This window comes from Streptomyces sp. NPDC050674 (assembly GCF_040654575.1).
In the GTDB taxonomy this organism is placed as follows: domain Bacteria; phylum Actinomycetota; class Actinomycetes; order Streptomycetales; family Streptomycetaceae; genus Streptomyces.
Genome location: NZ_JBFAIG010000018.1, coordinates 96,314 through 118,513 on the forward strand (window position 1 = coordinate 96,314; position 22,200 = coordinate 118,513).

Annotated in this window: 20 protein-coding genes; 9 read left to right on the top strand and 11 right to left on the bottom strand. The window is 68.9% G+C overall.

Annotated elements, in window-relative coordinates; translation table 11 throughout:
- Positions 1–388: 388 nt before the first annotated feature.
- From AB0I06_RS27085 to dnaA, 5 genes are all read right to left on the bottom strand, one after another.
- Positions 389–940, bottom strand: a complete 552-nt coding sequence (locus AB0I06_RS27085) for a DciA family protein (RefSeq protein WP_363121437.1) — start codon at positions 938–940, stop codon at positions 389–391.
- Positions 937–2,058 carry a DNA replication/repair protein RecF gene (recF, locus tag AB0I06_RS27090; protein ID WP_363121438.1) on the bottom strand — a complete coding sequence of 374 codons (1,122 nt, stop codon included), beginning with the start codon at positions 2,056–2,058 and terminating at the stop codon, positions 937–939. Before recF ends, AB0I06_RS27085 begins: the two co-directional genes overlap by 4 nt.
- 54 nt (positions 2,059–2,112) lie before the next feature.
- Positions 2,113–2,988, bottom strand: coding sequence for a phosphogluconate dehydrogenase (NAD(+)-dependent, decarboxylating) (gnd, locus tag AB0I06_RS27095; protein WP_363121439.1), 876 nt, complete (start codon positions 2,986–2,988; stop codon positions 2,113–2,115).
- 207 nt (positions 2,989–3,195) lie between these two features.
- On the bottom strand, positions 3,196–4,326 hold the full coding sequence (gene dnaN, locus AB0I06_RS27100; RefSeq protein ID WP_363121440.1) for a DNA polymerase III subunit beta: 1,131 nt from the start codon (positions 4,324–4,326) through the stop codon (positions 3,196–3,198).
- A 1,008-nt stretch (positions 4,327–5,334) separates the two neighbouring features.
- A complete protein-coding gene (gene dnaA / locus AB0I06_RS27105) occupies positions 5,335–7,404 on the bottom strand; it encodes a chromosomal replication initiator protein DnaA (protein WP_363121441.1) in 2,070 nt (689 codons plus the stop codon).
- A gap of 374 nt (positions 7,405–7,778) precedes the next feature.
- On the opposite strand from dnaA, the gene rpmH reads away from it, so the two are divergent.
- From rpmH to AB0I06_RS27150, 9 genes are all read left to right on the top strand, one after another.
- Entirely contained in the window at positions 7,779–7,916 is a 138-nt protein-coding gene (gene rpmH, locus AB0I06_RS27110) for a 50S ribosomal protein L34 (RefSeq protein ID WP_005482975.1), read from the top strand.
- Between the two features lie 21 nt (positions 7,917–7,937).
- Positions 7,938–8,309: a ribonuclease P protein component gene (rnpA, locus tag AB0I06_RS27115; protein ID WP_078615240.1), complete on the top strand. Its 372-nt coding sequence runs from the start codon at positions 7,938–7,940 to the stop codon at positions 8,307–8,309.
- Complete coding sequence (yidD, locus tag AB0I06_RS27120; RefSeq protein WP_363121442.1) at positions 8,306–8,680, top strand: membrane protein insertion efficiency factor YidD; 375 nt, start codon at positions 8,306–8,308, stop codon at positions 8,678–8,680. Before rnpA ends, yidD begins: the two co-directional genes overlap by 4 nt.
- A gap of 3 nt (positions 8,681–8,683) precedes the next feature.
- Positions 8,684–9,973: a membrane protein insertase YidC gene (gene yidC / locus AB0I06_RS27125; protein WP_363121443.1), complete on the top strand. Its 1,290-nt coding sequence runs from the start codon at positions 8,684–8,686 to the stop codon at positions 9,971–9,973.
- Positions 9,974–9,988: 15 nt separating this feature from the next.
- Positions 9,989–10,501 (top strand): R3H domain-containing nucleic acid-binding protein, encoded by a 513-nt coding sequence (locus AB0I06_RS27130; RefSeq protein WP_363121444.1) that lies wholly within the window; start codon positions 9,989–9,991, stop codon positions 10,499–10,501.
- A gap of 125 nt (positions 10,502–10,626) precedes the next feature.
- Positions 10,627–11,343 (top strand): 16S rRNA (guanine(527)-N(7))-methyltransferase RsmG, encoded by a 717-nt coding sequence (gene rsmG, locus AB0I06_RS27135; protein ID WP_363121445.1) that lies wholly within the window; start codon positions 10,627–10,629, stop codon positions 11,341–11,343.
- A 289-nt stretch (positions 11,344–11,632) separates the two neighbouring features.
- Complete coding sequence (locus AB0I06_RS27140) at positions 11,633–12,709, top strand: ParA family protein (protein ID WP_363121502.1); 1,077 nt, start codon at positions 11,633–11,635, stop codon at positions 12,707–12,709.
- On the top strand, positions 12,706–13,806 hold the full coding sequence (locus tag AB0I06_RS27145; protein WP_363121446.1) for a ParB/RepB/Spo0J family partition protein: 1,101 nt from the start codon (positions 12,706–12,708) through the stop codon (positions 13,804–13,806). The genes AB0I06_RS27140 and AB0I06_RS27145 overlap by 4 nt, the downstream gene beginning before the upstream one ends.
- 320 nt (positions 13,807–14,126) lie before the next feature.
- The gene (locus tag AB0I06_RS27150) at positions 14,127–14,744 is read left to right on the top strand and encodes a GNAT family N-acetyltransferase (RefSeq protein ID WP_363121447.1); all 618 of its coding nucleotides are present in this window, start codon (positions 14,127–14,129) and stop codon (positions 14,742–14,744) included.
- A gap of 90 nt (positions 14,745–14,834) precedes the next feature.
- Here AB0I06_RS27150 and trxA read toward each other — a convergent pair whose 3' ends face one another.
- The 6 genes from trxA to murJ all read right to left on the bottom strand — a co-directional run bounded on the left by trxA (position 14,835) and on the right by murJ (position 22,178).
- Entirely contained in the window at positions 14,835–15,167 is a 333-nt protein-coding gene (gene trxA, locus AB0I06_RS27155; protein WP_030847066.1) for a thioredoxin, read from the bottom strand.
- A 46-nt stretch (positions 15,168–15,213) separates the two neighbouring features.
- The gene (gene trxB / locus AB0I06_RS27160; RefSeq protein WP_363121448.1) at positions 15,214–16,182 is read right to left on the bottom strand and encodes a thioredoxin-disulfide reductase; all 969 of its coding nucleotides are present in this window, start codon (positions 16,180–16,182) and stop codon (positions 15,214–15,216) included.
- 168 nt (positions 16,183–16,350) lie between these two features.
- Positions 16,351–17,286 (bottom strand): zf-HC2 domain-containing protein, encoded by a 936-nt coding sequence (locus AB0I06_RS27165; protein WP_363121449.1) that lies wholly within the window; start codon positions 17,284–17,286, stop codon positions 16,351–16,353.
- Complete coding sequence (sigM, locus tag AB0I06_RS27170) at positions 17,283–18,008, bottom strand: RNA polymerase sigma factor SigM (RefSeq protein ID WP_363121450.1); 726 nt, start codon at positions 18,006–18,008, stop codon at positions 17,283–17,285. The genes AB0I06_RS27165 and sigM overlap by 4 nt, the downstream gene beginning before the upstream one ends.
- 24 nt (positions 18,009–18,032) lie before the next feature.
- Positions 18,033–19,751, bottom strand: a complete 1,719-nt coding sequence (locus AB0I06_RS27175; RefSeq protein WP_363121451.1) for a protein kinase family protein — start codon at positions 19,749–19,751, stop codon at positions 18,033–18,035.
- A gap of 141 nt (positions 19,752–19,892) precedes the next feature.
- Positions 19,893–22,178, bottom strand: coding sequence for a murein biosynthesis integral membrane protein MurJ (gene murJ, locus AB0I06_RS27180; protein ID WP_363121452.1), 2,286 nt, complete (start codon positions 22,176–22,178; stop codon positions 19,893–19,895).
- Positions 22,179–22,200: the final 22 nt, after the last annotated feature.

The following is a 22,200-nucleotide window of genomic DNA, read 5'->3' on the forward strand; positions in this document are numbered from 1 at the left end:
GTTGCCGGAGCGGCTGCGGCATGTTGCGTTGGTAAGCCTTGATCAGCGTTGCTCAGCTTTTCCCGGACGGTCCCCACGATTGGGGCGGGATTGCTTCCAGTCTACCGGTAGCACTGACACTGATGGGGGTTTGCCGGTACCTGAGTCCGCATGTGCCGCCCTCGATGGGTCTCGCCCGACTCCCGATATACGGATGGGGGCTCCAAGAGGCTCACGGAGGCACTCAGCGCTTCCGGCCGTCAACCCTTGGCTACTTAGGAGTCAGGTCGCGATTCGCAACCGTGTGCGGGCGCACGAAGGAAGGGCCGCCGACGCTCCGAAAGAGCGGACGGAAGCCCTTGATGTGATGTCAGTCACGTGCTGTCGACGGGTGGGAAACCAGTGCCGCTCAGCCGTAGGTGTCGCCCGGACCGGTGCTGCCGGGGGCGCGCAGCGGACCGAAGCGGCGCGCGGGACCGGCCGGGCCCTGCACCTTGATCAGCTTCACCCTGCCGTGCCCCAGGTCCTCGTTGAGGCGCGCGACCAGCGTGGGCGCGAGCAGCCGGAGGTTCGTCGCCCACGCCGTCGAGTCACAGCGCACCACCAGGACGCACTCGTCCTCGTCGTACTTCTCCGGTACGCAGTGCTTGGCCACGTCCTCGCCGACGATCTGCGGCCAGCGGCCCATCACACCGCCCACCGCGGCCGGCGCCTCCCAGCCGCGCTCGGTGATCAGCCGGTTGATCGCCGAGCCGAGCGCCATGGGATCGCGCCCGTCGGCGCGCGCGCCGGAGCGCAGACCGCCGCGGCGCGCCTGCTTCTTCTGCTGCGCCGCGTCTCCCCGCGCGCGGGCGGCCTCCTTGGCGGCGCGCAGCGCCACGCGCGCGAGGTCGACACCGGAGGGCTCGAGGGACCCGGAGGGCTCGGCGGGCCGGGACGCGCCGGGTGTGTTCTCCGTCATACGCGCTCCACCGTCCCCTCGGACACGGCGAACCGCGTCCCCGACAGCACATGCGGTACGTCGTCGTCGACCGCGGCCGTCACCAGGACCTGCTCGCCGGGCGCGACCAGCTCGGCGAGACGCTCACGGCGGCGGGTGTCCAGCTCGGCGAAGACGTCGTCGAGCACCAGCACCGGCTCGTTGCCCTCCGCCCTGAGCAGGTCGTACGAGGCCAGGCGCAGTGCCAGCGCGTAGGACCAGGACTCGCCGTGGGAGGCGTAGCCCTTGGCCGGGAGCTGGCCGAGCTTGAGCAGGAGGTCGTCCCGGTGCGGGCCGATCAGGGTGACACCGCGCTCGATCTCCTGCTTGCGGGCCTCGGCGAGCGCGGCCATCAGCTGTTCGAAGAGGTCCTCGCGGGTGTGTGCCTCCCCCGGCGCCGACGGCTTGTACTCCAGCGCGATCGGGCCGCCGCCGGGTGCGAGCTGCTCATAGGCCTTGTCGGCCAGCGGCTGGATCGTGGCGATCAGGTCCAGGCGCTGGGCGAGCAGCTCGGCGCCCGCGCGGGCGAGGTGCTGGTCCCACACGTCCAGGGTGGACATGTCCATGGTGCGGCCGCCGTGCCGCCGGGCCAGCGCGGCCGACTTCAGCAGGGTGTTGCGCTGCTTGAGGACCCGGTCGTAGTCGGAGCGGACCCCGGCCATGCGCGGCGAGCGCGCGGTGATCAGCTCGTCGAGGAAGCGCCGCCGCTCACCGGGGTCGCCCTTGACCAGGGCGAGATCCTCCGGCGCGAACAGCACGGTCCGCACGATGCCCAGCACGTCACGCGGCCTGACCTGCGAGGACCTGTTGATGCGGGCGCGGTTGGCGCGCCCCGGGTTGAGCTCCAGCTCGATGAGCTGCTGCCGTTCGCCCTGCCGGACCTGGGCCCGGATGATCGCGCGCTCGGCTCCCATGCGGACCAGGGGGGCGTCGGAGGAGACCCGGTGGCTGCCGAGGGTGGCGAGATAGCCGACGGCCTCGACGAGGTTGGTCTTGCCCTGCCCGTTCGGCCCGACGAAGGCCGTCACCCCGGGGTCGAGCGGGACCTCGACCCGGGGGTACGAGCGGAAGTCGGCCAGCGACAGATGCGTGACGTGCATGGTCGTTTCGCCGACCTCCCCGGACGGTTGTGGACTGCCGTGCAGCCCTGTGGACTACTTCTTCTCGACCGCGTGGCCGCCGAACTGATTCCGCAGCGCCGCGATCATCTTCATCTGGGGCGAGTCCTCCTGGCGGGAGGCGAACCGCGCGAACAGCGACGCGGTGATCGCCGGCAGCGGCACCGCGTTGTCGATGGCGGCCTCCACAGTCCAGCGTCCCTCGCCGGAGTCCTGTGCATAACCCCGCAGCTCGTCGAGGTGCTCGTCCTCGTCGAGCGCGTTGACCGCGAGGTCGAGCAGCCAGGAGCGGATGACCGTGCCCTCCTGCCAGGAGCGGAAGACCTCCCGGACGTCGGTCACGGAGTCGACCTTCTCCAGGAGCTCCCAGCCCTCGGCGTAAGCCTGCATCATCGCGTACTCGATGCCGTTGTGGACCATCTTCGCGAAGTGGCCGGCGCCGACCTTGCCGGCGTGCACCGAGCCGAAGTCGCCCTCCGGCTTGAGGGCGTCGAAGACCGGCTGCACCTTGGCGACGTTCTCCTTGTCGCCGCCGTACATCAGCGCGTAGCCGTTCTCCAGGCCCCAGACGCCCCCGGAGACACCGCAGTCGACGAAGCCGATGCCCTTCGCCGCCAGTTCCTCGGCGTGCTTCTCGTCGTCGGTCCAGCGGGAGTTGCCACCGTCCACGACGACGTCCCCGGGCTCCAGCAGCTCGGCGAGCCGGTCGATCGTGGTCTGCGTGGCCTCACCGGCCGGGACCATCACCCAGATCACGCGCGGGCCGCTGAGCTTGCCCACCAGTTCTTCCAGGCTGTGGACATCGGCGAGGTCCGGGTTGCGGTCGTATCCGAGGACGGTGTGACCTGCGCGGCGGATCCGCTCGCGCATGTTGCCGCCCATCTTGCCGAGGCCGACGAGACCGAGCTCCATCAGTTGTGTTCCTTAGGTTCTGCGACGTGGCGTGGCGGCACGTGCGTACCGCTGGGCACTCTCGTACCCGCGTCCGAGCCTAAACCCGGACGCTCGCGCACATCTGTGGGCATACGCGCTCACTCGTACGCCCTCACCTGCGGGTTTGTCCTCAGCCTGTGGACAACCGCCGGTGATCCCCAGAGGCTCACCGGCCCTCGGGCGGGCTCAGCCGCTGAGGCGCACCGGCATGATCAGGTACTTGTAGGCCTCGTCCGCCTCGGCGTCCAGCGCCGGCCTGCCGCTGAGCAGCGCGGGCTTGGTGGACGTCTTGAAGGACAGCTGGGCCACCGGGGAGTCGATGGCGCTCAGGCCGTCCAGCAGGAAGGTCGGGTTGAAGGCGATCGAGATGTCGTCGCCCTCCAGCTGGGCGTCGACCCTTTCCACAGCCTGTGCGTCGTCGCTGGAGCCGGCCTCCAGGATGAGCACGCCCTGCTCGAAGCTCAGCCGCACCGGGGTGTTGCGCTCGGCGACCAGGGCCACACGCTTGACGGCCTCCACGAAGGGGGCGGTCTCGATGACGGCGATGCTGTTGAACTCCGTCGGGAACAGCGTGCGGTACTTCGGCAGGTCGCCCTCCAGCAGCCGGGTCGTCGTACGGCGCCCGGCGCCCTCGAAGCCGATCAGGCCCTCGCCGGCACCCGAGCCGGACAGCGCCAGGATCACCTGGTCGCCGCTGGTGAGGGCCTTGGCGGTGTCCAGGAGCGTCTTGGCGGGCACCAGGGCGACCGCGGAGGCCTCCGGGTTCTCCGGCTTCCACAGGAACTCGCGGACCGCGAAGCGGTAGCGGTCGGTGGACGCCAGCGTGACGGTGTCGCCCTCGATCTCGATGCGGACACCGGTGAGGACGGGCAGCGTGTCGTCACGGCCGGCCGCGATGGCGACCTGGGCGGCGGCGGAGGCGAAGACCTCGCCGGGGACCGTGCCCGTCGCGTTCGGCATCTGGGGCAGGGCCGGGTACTCCTCCACAGGCAGGGTGTGGAGTGTGAACCGGGAGGAGCCGCAGACCACGGTCGCCCGTACACCGTCTGTGGAAATCTCCACCGGCCGGTTGGGCAGCGCCCGGCAGATGTCCGCGAGCAGGCGGCCGGAGACCAGGACCGTGCCCTCCTCGTCGACCTCGGCCTCCACGGAGACCCGCGCGGAGACCTCGTAGTCGAAGCTGGACAGGCTCAGCTGGCCGTCCTCGGCCTTCAGCAGCAGGCCGGCGAGGACAGGCGCCGGCGGACGGGCCGGGAGGCTGCGTGCCGCCCAGGCCACTGCCTCCGCGAGTACGTCGCGTTCCACCCGGATCTTCACTGTTGCCGCCTCCTGCTGTTGCCGGCGCTTCTCGCTCTGCCTGGCCCTCGTCGTCTGTCTCGGTGTCGACGGTCCCGGTGAGGGGGAGGACACCGGGGACCAGTCTGACGCACCGCACTGACAGTAGGTGCCTCTCGGGGTCAAGTCGTGACGAGGGGCAGCCGGGCACCGAAGAGCGAGTTGTGCACAGGACCCCCTTCGAAACGGATTCCCAGCTCTCTCTAGTCGGGAGTAGTAGTAGGGCCTGTGGATACCGTGGATAACCTCGTTTGCCCAGCTCAGGGCAGGAATTTTGTCCACGGGCCCTGTGGGTGGAGGCGGTGGACAACCGGGCGTATCTGTGGAGAACAGAAAGTTCTGCACACGCCGTGCACAGGAAGGGGCGAGTTCTCCCCAGTGCCGTCCCCAGGTTTACCCACGTTTCCCACAGACCATCCCGGCACCTTCGTGTGACGCCTTTCACTCGACCCGGTGAGGAGGCGCGTCGGGTTGCCGAACAGTGGACAGGCATGTGGAGAAGCGACCGATCGCTGGGGACAACCGCCCCCAGCCTGTGGGCGGCCGGTGGACAACTCGGTGCACAGCCTGTGGATCATTCCGTCGTCCACAGTCTGTGGAGATCCTTCGTCCACCGATCCACAACCAGCTGAGCTGGTCTGATGGTCTTTCAACAGCGGTGCCTGTGGACACGATCTGGACAACTCCCCGGTCCCCAGTCTGTGGACGGCAGAAAGTCACCGAATCTGTGGAGGGAGGCCGTAACCCGGCGATGAATCGAACACAAGGTTGCGGCCCGGTGTGCGAGGTGGGGGCCGCTGACGCGCCGCCGGAGCTCGCAAACCCGGCCGCACGGCCGCGGCAGCGACCGGAACCGGGTCCCGGGCGCCGACCGGAACCGCGTCCCTGGCAGCGACCGGAACCGCGTCCCTGGCACCGACGCGCCGGGACACGAGAAGGGCGCTCCCGGAGGAATCCGGGAGCGCCCTCGGCGGCTGTCCGCCGTCGTCGTCAGCCGTTCTTGATGCGGTTGGTCAGCTCCGTGACCTGGTTGTAGATGGAGCGGCGCTCGGCCATCAGATTGCGGATCTTGCGGTCCGCGTGCATGACCGTGGTGTGGTCGCGGCCGCCGAACAGCGCGCCGATCTTCGGCAGCGACAGGTCCGTCAGCTCACGGCACAGATACATGGCGATCTGGCGGGCCGTGACGAGGGCGCGGCCGCGCGAGGTGCCGCACAGGTCCTCGACGGTCAGCCCGAAGTAGTCCGCCGTCGCGCCCATGATGGCCGTCGACGTGATCTCGGGCGCCGAGTCGTCGCCGCCGGGGATGAGGTCCTTCAGGACGATCTCCGTCAGCCCCAGATCCACCGGCTGCCGGTTGAGCGAGGCGAACGCCGTGACCCGGATCAGCGCGCCCTCCAGCTCACGGATGTTCCGCGAGATCCGGGACGCGATGAACTCCAGCACCTCCGGCGGCGCGTTCAGCTGCTCCTGCACCGCCTTCTTGCGCAGGATCGCGATCCGCGTCTCCAGCTCGGGCGGCTGGACGTCGGTGATCAGTCCCCACTCGAAGCGGTTGCGCAGCCGGTCCTCCAGGGTGACCAGCTGCTTCGGCGGCCGGTCCGAGGACAGCACGATCTGCTTGTTGGCGTTGTGCAGGGTGTTGAAGGTGTGGAAGAACTCCTCCTGCGTCGACTCCTTGTCCGCCAGGAACTGGATGTCGTCGACCAGCAGGATGTCCATCTCGCGGTACCGCTTGCGGAAGCTGTCGCCCTTGCCGTCGCGGATGGAGTTGATGAACTCGTTGGTGAACTCCTCCGAGCTCACGTAGCGCACGCGCGTGCCCGGGTAGAGGCTGCGCGCGTAGTGCCCGATCGCGTGCAGCAGGTGCGTCTTGCCCAGCCCGGACTCCCCGTAGATGAACAAGGGGTTGTAGGCCTTCGCCGGTGCCTCGGCGACGGCGACCGCGGCCGCGTGGGCGAAGCGGTTGGAGGCGCCGATGACGAACGTGTCGAAGAGGTACTTCGGGTTCAGGCGCGCGGTGGGCTCACCCGGGCCGGTCGCCGGCGCGGGCTGCGCGGCCAGCGGGCCGGGCGCACCCGTGGTGGGCAGGTTCGGCCCGACCGGACCGCCCCGGTGGACGTGGCCCGAGCCGGCCGGCGGATCGGGCAGTTCACGGCGCCCGTCCCGCTGGTCGTAGTCGCCGCGCGACGTCTCGTAGTCGGATCGCGGCTTCTCGTAGGAGGGGCGCTCCATGGGCTGCGGGCGGTAGTCCTGCGATGAGCCGTAGGCGTCCTTGGCGGGCGGGCCGCCGTAGGAGTCCTTGGATCCGTACGCGTCCTTCGACCCGTAGGCGTCCTGAGGTCCGGGGCCGTAGGAGTCCTGGGAGCCGTACGAGTCCTGCCCGGGTGACGCGTACGGGTCACGCTCGGGGAAGCCGAGGCGCTGCTGCTGCCAGCCGTACTCCTCCTGCTGCGCCGGCCTCGGCCAGGCGCCCGGCTCGGGACGCTGGTACTCGGAGGGGTACGCGGGACGGGCCGTGGGCAGCTGGTCTGCGCGCGTAGGCGGCAGCTGGTCGCCGGGCGGCTGGTCGGCCCGGTGGCGGCCGTACCCCTCGTAGCCGTCGCGGTCCTTACGTTCGTAGTCGCGCTCCTGGCGCTCGTATCCCTCACGGTCCTGGCGCTCGTAGCCGTCGCGGTCCTGACGGTCGTAGCCGTCGCGCTCCTGGCGGGTGGCGGGGAGCTCGTGCTCCTCGTAGCGCGACTGAGGGCGTGATTGGGGTGCCGGTGGGGGCGGCGGGTCGCCCGCGGAGTCGTCGACGGTGATCGCGATCCGGATCGGGCGGCCGCACTCGCGGCTCAGGGTCTCGCTGACGATCGGCGCGAGACGACCCTCCAGTACGCCCTTCGCGAACTCGTTCGGCACGGCGAGCAGGGCGGTGTCCGCGACCAGCGCGAGGGGCTGGCAGCGCCGGATCCAGTGCTCGTCCTTCCCCTCGACCCCTTGGCCGCGGCCCTCCCCGAGGAGCTGCTCCAATACGCGTGGCCACACTGCGGCAAGATCGGCAGGTACGTCAGCCACAGGGCACGCTCTCTCACAGGTCCCACGAACGTGTGGTTCTGGGACGGCTCGGGATGTAAATCGGGTGGGGCAGGGATAAGGGAACGAATCGGAGTTCCGTCACGGTAGTCAGGGCGGCCGGTACGGTTCAAGTTGTTGTCCCCAGCCTGTGGACAAGTGTCTCCCGGCGACTCCTGGTTTGACCGGATGGCGTAGCCGCGCGTACCGTAACCAGGTCGAGTTGTCGATGGCTGCTGCCGCCTGCCTCCGATGGGCACAGATCATTTGGGTGATCGGTCAGCGGTGCACTCGGGCGTAACTGCGAGCTACTCGTGGGCGCACGGTGACAGCCAGGACGGCACCCCGCAACTACCGATTTTCTCTGGAGCCCCCGAGTGAGCAAGCGCACCTTCCAGCCGAACAACCGTCGCCGCGCGAAGACCCACGGCTTCCGCCTGCGGATGCGTACCCGTGCCGGTCGCGCGATTCTCGCGAACCGCCGCAGCAAGGGTCGCGCCAGCCTGTCCGCCTGATCCTGATCAGGTCATGACGTCGTGCTGCCTACCGAGCATCGGCTGAGGCGGCGCGAGGACTTCGCGACCGCGGTACGACGAGGACGCCGGGCCGGACGCCCGCTCCTCGTCGTCCATCTACGGAGCGGTTCCACGGACCCGCACGCGCCTGGGGAGAGCGCTCCCCCGACGCGTGCGGGTTTCGTCGTGAGCAAAGCCGTGGGTGGCGCGGTCGTGCGGAACAAGGTCAAGCGCAGGCTTCGCCACCTGATGCGCGAGAGAGTCGCCCAGCTGCCCCCCGGTAGCCTGGTAGTCGTACGAGCGCTGCCCGGATCGGGCGACGCCGACCATGCACAGCTGGCCCGAGACCTGGATGCCGCTCTCCAGCGGTTGCTGGGAGGGGGCGCGCGATGAAGTACCCGCTGCTGGCTCTGATCAAGCTCTACCAGTGGACGATCAGTCCCCTGCTCGGGCCGGTCTGCAAGTACTACCCGTCGTGCTCCCACTACGGCTTCACGGCCATCGACCGGCATGGTGCCGTCAAGGGAACGGCACTCACGGCCTGGCGCATCCTGCGGTGCAATCCGTGGTCGCTGGGCGGTGTGGACCATGTCCCGCCGCGCAAGCGCCCGCGGTGGCACGAAATGCTGCGCAACGCGTGGCGTGCACGCAAGGGCGGGCCCTCCGCCGCCGGACCGGCCAGCGAAGGACAGACTTCTCCCACAAGTCCGTCGAGTCCTTCGAGCCCGGCCGCAGAGACACCGTCCCATGCCCAAGGAGCATGATTAGTGGACACGATTGCCAGCCTCTTCAGCTTCATCACCACACCCGTCTCCTGGGTCATCGTCCAGTTCCATTCGGTGTACGGCGCCCTCTTCGGCCCTGACACCGGTTGGGCCTGGGGCCTGTCGATCGTGTCCCTGGTGATCCTGATCCGTATCTGCCTGATCCCGCTCTTCGTGAAGCAGATCAAGGCGACCCGGGCCATGCAGACGCTCCAGCCCGAGATGAAGAAGATCCAGGAGCGCTACAAGAACGACAAGCAGCGTCAGTCCGAAGAGATGATGAAGCTGTACAAGGAGACGGGTACCAACCCGCTCTCCTCGTGCCTTCCCATCCTGGCGCAGTCCCCCTTCTTCTTCGCCCTGTACCACGTGCTCAACGCCATCGCCTCCGGCGACACCATCGGCGTGATCAACAAGAGCCTGTTGGAGAGCGCGCAGAAGGCCCACATCGTCGGTGCGCCGCTGGCGGCCAAGTTCACCGACAGCGCGTCGAAGGTGGAAGCACTCGGTGCCTCCCTGACCGACGTGCGCGTGGTCACCGCCATCATGATCGTCCTGATGTCGGCGTCGCAGTTCTTCACCCAGCGCCAGCTGATGACGAAGAACGTCGACACCACGGTGAAGACCCCGTTCATGCAGCAGCAGAAGATGCTGATGTACGTCTTCCCGGTCATGTTCGCCGTCTTCGGCATCAACTTCCCGGTCGGTGTCCTCGTCTACTGGCTGACCACCAACGTGTGGACCATGGGCCAGCAGATGTACGTCATCCACAACAACCCGACCCCGGGCTCCAAGGCGCAGGCCGCCTACCTCGAGCGCCTCGCCAAGCACGTCACGCAGCACCACAAGGTCGGCAAGCGCCGCGACCGGGTGATCGTCAAGGCCATCGTCGCCAAGGGCCGTGACCGCAACGAGTTCGAGCGCAAGTTCATCAACGGCCTGAGCAAGGCCGGCCTCGCCGCCCAGGCCGACGGCACCGTGATCAAGAGCGACACCGCCGCCGTGGCGCAGGCCGAGGACGGTTCGCCGACCACCGCCGCCGGTACCCCGAAGCGGCAGCAGCCCAAGCGGCAGAGCAAGTCGCAGCGTCAGCACGGTGGACCGGCCGGCGCGAAGGCGGCCGGTGAGACCGAGCCGAAGACGTCGCTGACCAAGGCCGACGAGCCCGAGGACGCCAAGCCCGCCTCGGCCGCCACCAAGGGCGGTGCGAAGCCCGCCGGCGGTACCCGCAGCAAGGCCCAGTCCGGACAGCGCAAGGGTCCGCAGCGGCCCAAGTCCCCGTCCAAGAAGTAAGAAGGAGTCCATCCCGTGACGGAAGGCACCACCTCCGCCGCTGCCGAGGGTGCAGACACCCTGACTCGCCTGGAGCAGGAAGGCGAGATCGCGGCGGACTACCTGGAGGGTCTGCTCGACATCGCCGACCTGGACGGCGACATCGACATGGACGTCGAGGCCGACCGTGCCTCCGTCTCGATCATCAGCGACACGGGTGGCCGTGATCTGCAGAAGCTGGTCGGTCGTGACGGTGAGGTGCTGGAGGCGCTCCAGGAGCTCACTCGTCTGGCCGTGCACCGGGAGACCGGTGACCGCAGCCGTCTGATGCTCGACATCGCGGGATACCGGGCCGAGAAGCGTTCGGAGCTGTCCGAGCTGGGTGCCAAGGCCGCCGCGGAGGCCAGGAGCAGCGGTCAGGCCGTGAAGCTGAAGCCGATGACCCCCTTCGAGCGCAAGGTCGTGCACGACGCGGTCAAGGCCGCGGGGCTGCGCAGCGAGTCCGAGGGCGAGGAGCCGCAGCGCTTCGTCGTCGTGCTGCCCGCCTGACCGGCCTCTACGTTCTCCGGCCCCGTCTGTTGCGCAGGCGGGGCCGAACTTTGTCAGCCTGATAGTTCTGGTGGTTCAGGTGTCGGCGCCGGGTGCGCTGACGCGGTACGGAAGGACGGTCCCCCGTGACGGAGGCAGCGGAGCTTCCCCCCGCGCCCGAGCAGGCGCGCGCGGTGTTCGGTGACCGCTTCGCGGATGCGGTGCGGTACGCCGAGCTGCTCGCTGAGGCGGGCGTGCAGCGCGGTCTCATCGGCCCGCGTGAAGTGCCCCGTCTGTGGGAGCGGCACCTGCTGAACTGTGCGGTGCTCTCCGAGGTCGTGCCCGAGAGTGTGACGGTGTGCGATGTCGGCTCGGGTGCCGGCCTCCCCGGCATTCCGCTGGCGCTGGTCCGCACCGACCTGAAGATCACGCTCCTGGAGCCGCTGCTGCGGCGCACCAACTTCCTCAGCGAGGTCGTCGAGCTGCTCGGCCTCGATCACGTGACCGTCATGCGCGGCAGGGCCGAGGAGGTCATGGGCAAGATCCAGCCGGTCCACGTGGTGACGGCCCGGGCGGTCGCGCCGCTCGACCGGCTCGCCACCTGGGGCATCCCGCTGCTGCGGCCGTACGGAGAGATGCTCGCGCTCAAGGGCGACACCGCCGAGGAGGAGCTGAAGAGCGCGTCGGCGGCGCTGAGCAAGTTGGGTGCGGTGGAGACATCCATCCTGCATGTGGGTGAAGGCGTGGTCGATCCGATGTCCACCGTCGTGCGGGTCGAGGTCGGGGAGAGCCCGGGCGGTGTGCGCTTCGCCGCGAAGCGCGCCAAGGCGGCTCGCACGGGGCGGACGCGTCGTCGACGCTGAGCGGCTGCTGTCCGACGGCGCTGATCCGTCCTGAGGACGAGACGTACTCCACACAAGCTGCCAAACCTATGCATGCCGGAGTGTCGCGACAATTCGGCCACGGCTGCTGTGCATCGTGTTTCACGTGAAACGTCGCTCACTGCTGCACGGCATCATCAGTCGTGGCCGCGCTGCGGCCGAACCCCGCGACCGAAAGCCTCTCGGTTCACTCGATGAGGGACCTGAGGTATCCACAGAGGTGGATTTCTCCACAGAACGCCAGGCCTCACTGGTTCACGACCCCGAAGACATGGGAGGCTCTGTTCATTGCGAGCCTGAAGTCGAGGAGAGTGAATCCTTGCGGTCCGACGCCAACATCGCGGGACCGATGACCGATCCGGTCCCCGGTCCCCGAACCGAGTCGATGGGGGCGGATGTTTCACGTGAAACACCGCCTCCGATGGACGACACTCCCATCGGTCGTACTGCCCAACTGGCGGTGGAGGCTCTGGGCCGAGCCGGTGAGGGCCTGCCACGGCCCGAGCAGACCCGAATCATGGTGGTCGCCAACCAGAAGGGCGGTGTGGGCAAGACGACGACGACCGTCAACCTTGCCGCGTCGCTGGCCCTGCACGGCGGCCGGGTCCTCGTGGTCGACCTCGACCCCCAGGGCAATGCCTCCACCGCGCTGGGCATCGACCACCACGCCGAAGTCCCGTCCATCTACGACGTGTTGGTGGACAGCAGGCCTCTCTCCGAGGTCGTCCAGCCGGTACCGGATGTCGAGGGCCTCTTCTGCGCCCCCGCCACGATCGATCTCGCCGGTGCGGAGATCGAGCTGGTGTCGCTGGTGGCGCGGGAGAGCCGGCTTCAGCGTGCGATCCAGGCGTACGAGCAGCCGCTGGACTACATCCTCATCGACTGCCCGCCCTCCCTCGGTCTGCTGACGGTCAACGCGCTCGTGGCAGGCCAGGAGGTCCTGATCCCGATTCAGTGCGAGTACTACGCGCTGGAAGGTCTCGGGCAGTTGCTGCGCAATGTCGACCTGGTACGGGGGCACCTCAACCCCGACCTGCATGTGTCGACCATCCTGCTCACCATGTACGACGGCCGGACGCGCCTCGCGTCTCAGGTCGCCGACGAGGTGCGCACCCACTTCGGCGACGAGGTGCTGCGGACGAGCATCCCCCGATCCGTCCGTATCTCCGAGGCGCCGAGTTATGGGCAGACGGTACTGACCTACGATCCTGGATCGAGTGGTGCCCTCTCCTACCTTGAGGCGGCACGAGAGATCGCGCTGAAGGGTGTCGGCATCAGCTATGACGCGACGCACGCCCACATCGGCGCACAACAGAACGACCCGAGCATGGTGGAGGGCATTCAGTGAGCGAGCGACGGAGGGGGCTGGGCCGTGGTCTCGGCGCACTGATCCCTGCTGCGCCGACGGAGAAGTCGGTGGCCCAGGCTGCTGCGGCCGGGGGCACTGCTTCCGCATCCCCCGCAGCCGTGCCTGCATTGAACGATCGCGGGGTGGCCGCGGCGAAGGTGGCTACGCTGCCGACTGTTTCACGTGAAACAGAGGAGCCGACGCCGCCGAGTGCTCCCGTCGCGCCTGCGGCGCCCATCGGTGCGCACTTCGCCGAGATCCCCCTGGACTCCATCACGCCGAACCCGCGGCAGCCGCGTGAGGTCTTCGACGAGGACGCGCTGTCCGAGCTCATCACCTCGATCAAGGAAGTCGGGCTCCTCCAGCCGGTCGTCGTACGGCAGGTGGGTCCCTCCCGCTATGAGCTCATCATGGGTGAGCGCCGCTGGCGGGCCTGTCGCGAGGCGGGGCTGGAGGCGATCCCGGCGATCGTCCGGGCCACGGAGGACGAGAAGCTCCTTCTGGACGCCTTGCTGGAGAACCTGCACCGCGCCCAGCTGAACCCTCTGGAAGAGGCAGCCGCCTACGACCAGTTGCTGAGGGACTTCAGCTGCACGCACGACCAGCTGGCGGACCGCATCGGGCGATCCCGTCCGCAGGTGTCCAACACCTTGCGTCTGCTGAAGCTGTCGCCGGCCGTGCAGCGCCGTGTCGCCGCCGGAGTCCTCTCCGCCGGACACGCGCGGGCGCTGCTCTCCGTCGAGGACTCGGAGGAGCAGGACCGGCTGGCCCACCGCATCGTGGCCGAGGGCCTCTCGGTGAGGGCCGTCGAAGAGATCGTGACGCTGATGGGGTCGCGGCCTCAGAAGGCCCAGAAGCACAAGGGTCCGCGTGCCGGTGCCCGGGTCTCTCCTGCGCTGTCCGATCTCGCCACACGTCTCTCGGACCGTTTCGAGACCCGCGTGAAGGTCGACCTGGGGCAGAAGAAGGGCAAGATCACCGTCGAGTTCGCCTCGATGGAGGATCTGGAGCGGATCCTCGGTTCCCTCGCTCCGGGCGAGGGGCCGGTCCTTCAGAAGAGTCTGCTGGAGGGTGACTCCGAGGAGAGCGAGTCCTGAGTCTCCAGGGGCCTCTGGTGAATCTGCGAAAGAGCGGACCGCGTCCGGTGTGTGCCGGAACGAGGTCCGCTCTTTCCTTTTTGGCGGTATCGAGAGAATCGCATCGTGGATACGATGCGGTCGGGTACGGCGCAACGACTTGGCAGCACCTCTGAGAGGGAGGCAGGGGCCATGCGATCCATGAGCCGCACCGGACTGATGAGTGCCGGTTTGGGGCTGGGAGCCGTCGGTGGTTTCATCGGTGGCCTCCTCAAGGAACGGAGCGCTCTGACAGCCGCCCGCGATGCGGCGGCGGGCGAAGGAAGCGAGGATCAGCCGTCATGGGCCGCCGGCTCGTACCGCTCACGTTGGACAACCTCCAGGACCTTCCCAAGCGTTGTCGCTCGTGTGTCTTCTGGGAACTCGACCCGGTCAGCGGTGAGGCAGCGGTAAAGGGAGGCACGTCGGACTCGGAGAAGGAAGCCTGGATCTCGGCGGTTCTTCTGGACTGGGGATCCTGCGGGCGAGTTGTGTACGTCGACGACGTGCCGGTGGGTTACGTGCTCTACGCTCCCCCTGCCTACGTCCCGCGCTCCACAGCGTTCCCCACGAGTCCTGTCTCGCCCGATGCGGTGCAACTGATGACCGCGTTCATCGTTCCCGGCTACCAGGGGCAGGGCCTGGGCCGGGTGATGGTTCAGACGGTGGCCAAGGATCTGCTGAGGCGGGGCTTCAAAGCGATCGAGGCCTTCGGGGACGCACGCTGGAAGGAACCAGCCTGTGTCCTGCCCGCCGACCATCTCTTGGCGGTGGGGTTCAAGACGGTTCGACAGCACCCCGTTCACCCCCGTCTGAGGCTGGAACTGCGGTCGACACTCTCCTGGAAGGAAGATGTCGAGATGGCGTTGGACCGCCTCCTGGGAGCAGTGCAGAAGGAGCCGGCACTCCGGCCGCTGTAGCCGCAGGCAAACGAATGGGCCAGCCCTTCCGGGCTGGCCCATTCGTGTTTCACGTGAAACATGCACCGTCGATGCGACGGCCGCGCCGGTTCACTCGGCGATAAACTCCTCCAGGTCGCGAACGATCGCGGCCTTCGGCTTCGCGCCCACGATGGTCTTGGCGACCTCGCCACCCTGGTAGACGTTCAGGGTCGGGATGGACATGACGCCGTACTTGGCGGCCGTACCCGGGTTCTCGTCGATGTTCAGCTTGACGATCTCGATCTTGTCGCCGTACTCGGAAGCGATCGCCTCGAGGGACGGCGCGATCTGGCGGCAGGGACCGCACCAGGCGGCCCAGAAGTCCACCAGAACGGGCTTGTCGCTCTTGAGGACGTCCTGCTCGAACGAGTCGTCGGTCACATTCTTCAGGGTGCCGGCCACGGCGGGCTCCTTAACTGGTTGGTGCGTGGGGCGGGTAGGGAGGGGGTCAGACAGCGGTCTTCTCGGGCTCGGCCTGCTCCTCGTCCGCCAGGGCGGCAAGGTAGCGCTCGGCGTCGAGAGCCGCGGAGCAGCCGGTGCCGGCCGCGGTGATCGCCTGGCGGTAGGTGTGATCGACAACGTCGCCGGCAGCGAAGACACCCGTGAGGTTCGTGCGCGTCGACGGCGCGTCCACCTTCAGGTACCCCTCTTCGTCCAGGTCGAGCTGGCCCTTGAAGAGCTCAGTGCGGGGGTCGTGTCCGATGGCGATGAACAGTCCGGTCACGGGCAGGTCCGAGATCTCACCGGTCTTGAGATTGCGCAGCTTCAGACCGGAGAGCTTCGGGTCGCCCTGGATCTCGGCGACCTCGCTGTCCCAGACGAACGAGATCTTCGGGTCGGCGAAGGCGCGCTCCTGCATGGCCTTGGAGGCACGCAGCGTGTCACGGCGGTGGACGATGGTCACCGACTTGGCAAACCGCGAAAGGAAGGTGGCCTCCTCCATCGCGGTGTCGCCGCCACCGATCACGGCGATGTCCTGGTCCTTGAAGAAGAAGCCGTCACAGGTGGCACACCAGGACACGCCACGACCGGAGAGGGCGTCCTCGTTCGGCAGGCCGAGCTTGCGGTGCTGCGAGCCGGTGGCCACGATGACGGCCTTGGCCCGGTGCACGGTACCGGCCGTGTCCGTGACGGTCTTGATCTCACCGCTCAGGTCGACGGCCACGATGTCGTCCGGAACGAGCTCGGCACCGAAGCGCTCCGACTGGGCGCGCATGTTGTCCATGAGCTCGGGGCCCATGATGCCGTCCTGGAAGCCCGGGAAGTTCTCGACCTCGGTGGTGTTCATGAGCGCACCACCCGCGGTGACGGCGCCCTCGAACACCAGTGGCTTCAGCGACGCGCGCGCGGTGTAGAGCGCCGCCGTGTAGCCGGCGGGCCCGGAGCCGATGATGATCACGTTACGGACGTCGCTCACGGCTGGATTCCTCGTCTCTGGACTGCGTCGTTCGACCGGTGGGAGCTTCTCCCAGAGGAGCTCTCACCCCACCCAACGGATCCTAAGGGGCGCGCATTCCCGCTGTGTCCGCGCACACCGGGATACGGCACCGTCAGGTGACCTCATCGGGCAAGTCGAAGCGCTTGCTCAGGTGGACGGGTAGCTGCGCTCCAGGAGCACCTTGCCGACGGCGCCTGATGCCGCGTGATCCACACAGGTGGCGTCCACGATGTAGGCGGTGACCCGGGTGGCGTCGGAAGCATCGGGAAGCAGGACGAGGATCGCCTTCTTCCCTTGGTACGTGCCGTCCTCCGTGGCCAGGGCCTCGTCCTGCCGCCCGATGCCGTCGCGGACGCAGCCCGGCACCACCACTGCCTTGAAGACCTTGCGCTGGTTGTCGCCGGGGGCGGTCGCGGCGCCGAAGGGGGTGCGGGAGCCGCCGCCTCCTTCAGTCTTCTTCCCGGTCTTGTTCTCGGCAAGGAGATCGGTGACATGGTCCCGCAGCTTCCCCTCGGAGAAGGTGTCCGCGGAGGTGGGCTTCCGTTCACCCGCCGTGTCATGGGGCGGCTTGTTGTCACCGAGCGAGGAGAGCAGGGCGGAACCCAGACCCAGGGCAGCCACCGTGAAGACGGTCCCGAGGACGGCGATCCTGCGACGCCCGGGGCGCGTGCGACCCTTGCGGCCCGGGCCGGTGCTGGAGGAGCGGGGGCGGCCGGCAGGTCGGTCGGAGGGCGTCGATGTTTCACGTGAAACATGAGCACCACTGTCGTCGTGTGCGGGGCGAGGATCACCCGTGGACGTCGGGCTCTCAGCGGACTCGGGATCATTGGCGTTCAGCAGCGCCTCGGCGGCGAGTGCCGCATCGATGCGGCCCGCGACATCGGCGGGCATACGGGGCGGGCCCGGCAGCGTGCCGAGCAGGCCGCGGATCTCCTCCAGGGAGGCGTACACGTCCGCACAGAGCTCGCACTCGTCCAGATGCCGCCGGAGGTCGGTGGTCCGGGACGGTGGGAGAAGACCGTCGGCGAAGTCGGAGATCTCAGCGACGTCCGGGTGCCCGGCCATGTCTGTCGTCGACGTCACGCTCGTCCACCTCCGCCCTTCACCGCGGCTGGGTCGTTCGGTCCTGTGTCCGGCGGTTGCGCTCGGTGCGGTCCCGCTGCGGGTGGGACGGGCGGCCGCTGCGTCCGGTTCCGTTCTCCGCCCGGGTTCTTGCCCGCACCGCCGCTGTCGGGCCGTAGATGGGTGAGCAGCGGGAGGAGTCTGGCCCGTCCGCGCGCGCATCTGCTCTTCACCGTGCCGGTCGGCACGTCGAGGATGCGCGCCGCCTCGGCGACCGGGTAGCCCTGCATGTCCACCAGGACGAGCGCGGCCCGCTGGTCGGCAGGCAGGGTCCCCAGCGCTTCGATGAGCTGCCGGTGGAGGTCGTTGCGCTCGGCGGGGGCCGAGGCCGACTCGTGCGGCTCCAGCAACTGCTCCAGACGCTCGGTGTCGTCGACGGGAGAGGTCTTCCGGGAGGCGGCCTTGCGGGCGCGGTCCAGGCAGGCGTTCACCGTGATCCTGTGCAGCCAGGTCGTGACGGCCGACTGGCCCCGGAAGGTGTGGGCGGCCCGGTAGGCGGACACGAGGGCGTCCTGCACGGCGTCAGCGGCTTCCTCGCGGTCGCCCAGCGTCCTCAGGGCGACGGCCCAGAGCCGGTCGCGATGCCGACGCACGATCTCCCCGAAGGCGTCGGGGTCGCCTTCGACGTGCCGTGCGAGGAGATCCTGATCACTGGCACCGCTGTGCTCGGCGCGGTCTGCCATCGGGCCCCCTCCCTCGGTCGGTACTCAGCCTGTGAACTTCACTTCGGTGATGGCCTGCTTGTATCCCCTGTTGCTGAAGTTGGCCGGGTCGTCGCCCGAGTACGGCAGGGCGGTGAGCCAGACGAGGACGTACCGGCTCTTCACCAGCTTGTCGACGCTCACCTTGAGGGATGTGCCGCTTGTCGTCGCCGCCCCGAGCTTCCGCATGGAGCTCAGCGGCGTCGACGAACCCAGGGAATTCGTCGCGTACAGCTCGGCCGTGGTGTGGTCGTTGCCGTACCGCAGCGACAGGGTCGCGGCCGAGACCTTCTGCTCGGATCCGAGGTCGTAGACGATACCGACGCCCGGCTTTATCACGATCTTCGGACCGTCCACGTAGCTGTTGGTCCGCCAGCCCGTGGAGGTGCTGCCGTCATAGGTCTTGCCCACGTCGGCGGGGTGCTGGGCGTCGCCCTGGGCGACGTACTCCTCGGCGCCCTTGATGGGGATCGGCCGCGAGGGCGCCGCGTTCTTGTTCTTGTCGCCGCCCTCGTGGTCCTGCGTCTTGGTCGGCTCGTCGTTCTTGCCGCCCTGGTCCATCAGCGCGTCCGCGAGCTGCCAGCTGCCGAGGCCCAGCGCGGCGATCAGGAGTGCGGAGACGGCCCACTTCAGTGCCTTGCCCGTGCGGCTCTGGAGCGGGGGCGGTGGAGCCGGGATCACCTGGGTGACACCGGGACGCGGGTTCTGACGGCCGTACGTGCCCTGCTGGTACGTCGTGCGCTGGTACTCGGGCGGGGCGGTGAACGTCGGCTCCGGCGGGCGGATGCGGGGCATCTCGCCGATCGCCTTCACCAGCTCCTCCGGCGTGGTGCACGGTGACTCGTGCCGGGAGGCGGTGGCGCCGTCGTTGGCGAGTGCGCGCATGGACAGCTCGGACAGGCCTCGGTGCACACCGGCCCGCACCTGGTCGGGCGCGATCAGGCCGATGTCCTTCGGCAGCCCCGACAGCCCGTAGGCGTCGCTCTCGTAGGGCCAGCGCTGCGTCAGCGCCGCGTACAGCAGGGCGCCGATGGCCTCGGTGTCGGTGCGCTGTGGCGTGTCGGACGAGACCCCGCGCAGGGCCGCGTTGACGGCGAGGCCGCGAATGCGCCACTGGCCGGTCGAGGCACGCAGCACGGCGTTCGGGTTCAGCCGCAGATGGGCGAGGCCCTCACGATGGGCGGCGGCCATCGCGGAGGAGACCTGGCTGACCATCTGGTAGGCGTCGTAGGGCTCCAGGGGGCCCGAGGCCAGAAGCGTGGTCAGTTCCGTCGCGTCGGGAAGCCACTCGTGGACGACGTAGACGATGTCGTTCTCCTCCACCGCGTCCAGGACCTGCACGAAGCGCGGGTCGCCCAGGAGGGCGGAGGAGCGGGCGGCCGCCAGGACGGAGCGGGCCCGCGCGTGGTCGGCCGGCAGGATGTGCACGCCCACGGCACGGCGGAGCTTCTCGTCCACGGCGCGCCAACTGCTGAAGCCGTCCAGACGGGTGACGCACTCCTCGAGGCGGTAGCGTCTGGCGAGCTTGTGACCACTGTGCAGTTCGGGCGGCGAAGTCTTTCCGGCACCGTCGGTCCGGGCGCTCTCCTGTACCTCGTCGCTGTCCGTGTCCCGCTCCCGGTTCTTGGCCACCCCGTCGGCCGTGGACTGGTCCGCCTGCGCGGTCAGCGACGTGTCGTCGCTGTTGTCTGCCACGTCGACGGCAGCCGTACTCCGTTCCGCCACCGTCGTCCCTGCCTCCCCATCCATTGCGCGCCGCCCGACTTCCGTTCGCGCGCCGTCCGACGCCGAAACCAATTGTGCCCACAGTCCGCCGCCATGCACGACACGCGGTGGCCGACGATGGTTGTGCGCCTACCCTCAGGCTCAGCGTCCCAGGCGCCCGCGAACCATGCCGACCAGCGAGTTGAGTTCCTCGATGCGCATGCGGCGGGCGGCCACGAAGAAGATTCCGAGGAGCACCACGCCGCCTGCCAGGACCGCGGCGAGCGAGCCCGCGGGACCCTGGCCGAGCGTGTGGCCGATGCCGTAGCAGGCCGCGCCGCTGAGCAGGGCGGCCGGGACCGAGGCGATGCACAACCGGGCGTAAGTCCGCAGCACACGGGCGCCGTCGAGGTCACCGCCGAGCCGCTTGCGCAGCCGGCGCCAGGCGACACCGACACCGATCGCGTAGGCCAATCCGTACGAGGCGGCCATGCCGACCACGGCCCAGCGCGAGGGGATCACGAAGTAGCAGATCGCCGAGGCGCCCGCGTTGACCGCGGCCACGATGACCGTGTTGTAGAAGGGGGTTCGGGTGTCCTCATAGGCGTAGAAGGCACGCAGGACCACGTACTGCACGGAGTACGGGATCAGACCGAGGCCGAACGCCATCAGCATGAAGCCCATGTTGGTGGCCTCGCTGGTGCCCGAGGAGCCGAACATCAGCGTGCACATCGGGATGCCGAGGGAGAGGAAGCCGAACGCGATCGGCACGATCGCGACCGCCGTGGTGCGCAGGCCCTGGGAGATGTCGTCGCGTACGGCGCCCCCGTCGCCCTCGGCGGCCGAGCGCGACAGGCGGGGCAGCAGGGCGGCCATGAGGGAGACCGTGATGATGGCCTGCGGCAGACCCCAGATCAGCTGGGCGTTGGCGTAGGCGGAGAAGCCAGTGCCGTCGACGGGCGAGGCCTTGCCCGCCGCCGTGGACAGCTGGATGACGATCATCGCGCCCGCCTGGTTGGCGAGGACGAACAGGACCGTCCACTTGGCGAGGGTGACGGCCTTGCCGAGGCCCTGGCCCTTCCAGTCGAAGCGCAGCCGCAGCCGGAAACCGGTCTCGCGCAGATAGGGAATCATCGCGAGCGCCTGGACGACGAGGCCGAGCAGGACGCCGATGCCGAGCAGGCGCTGGCCCTCCGGCGGAATGTTCGCGGCCTTCATGCCGGAGTCGGCCGCGGTGCCGTAGACGTAGATGAACATGCCCAGCGTCACGATGATGACGATGTTGTTCAGGACCGGGGTCCACATCATCGCGCCGAACTTGCCACGGGCGTTGAGGATCTGACCCATCACCACGTGGATGCCCATGAAGAAGATCGTGGGCAGGAAGTACCGGGCGAAGGTGACGGCGACCTGGTTCGCCGCCGGGTCGCTGGCGACCGGGTCGGACAGCACGCGGATCAGGAGTGGCGCGCCCAGGACCGAGAGGGCGGTGAGGCCGCCGAGCGTCACGATGACCAGGGTGAGCAGACGGTTGGCGTACGCCTCCCCACCGTCGTCGTCCTCCTTCATGGCGCGCACGAGTTGCGGCACGAACACGGAGTTGAGACCACCGCCGACGGTGAGGATGTAGATCATCGTCGGCAGCTGGTAGGCGACCTGGAAGGTGTCACCGAGGAGGCCGACGCCCAGTGCCGACACGATCAGCGCGGAGCGGATGAAGCCGGTGAGGCGGGAGACCATCGTGCCCGCCGCCATCACGGCACTGGACTTCATCAGGCCCGCGGCGCGGCCGCCCTTCTTCGGGGCTGCCGCGGGCTCGGCGGCCGGCGTCTCGTCCACGAGGGGCGCCGTCGCCGAGGCCGGGTCGGGCGCCGGGTACTGGTCCTGTGGTGCGTAGGGGCCCTGGGCCGCCTGCCCCGGAGCCGGAGAGGGGCCGGGGACCGACGGCGCGTCGTACGAGGGGTGGCCGCTGTTCTGCTGCTGGTCCCGGAAGAGATGCGCGAACGCGTCCGGCTCCTGGCGTGGCTCCCCCGCCTGGGAGACGAGGTCGTCCACGCCCACGAACTGGGTGGTGCGGGGGTCGTCGCCGTACGGCAGGTGCCGTGTCGGGCCTTCCGGCTCCGGCGGGGGCGTCTGCGCCCAGACCTGCGGGTCGGGTGCGTACGGCGACTGCGGCGGCTGGCCGTAGAGCTGCTGCTGCGGGTACGTGCCGGGAGCGGGCGGGGGGTGCGCGGCGCGGTCGTAGAGGGCCTCGCCTACCGGGTCCTGGGCGGAGAGGTCCTGGGCCCGGTAGGGGTCCTGGCCGTAGGCGTCCTGGAGGTAGCTGTCGGCGGGCGGCTGCGGCGGCACCTGGCCGTGCTCGGGCGGTGAGTCCTCGGGCCCGCCCGCATCGGGGTAGCCCGAGTTGCCCGCGGCCCGGCCGCGGTCACCGTCGTACGGCGCGTTCATGGTTACCCCACCTCATCGTCCC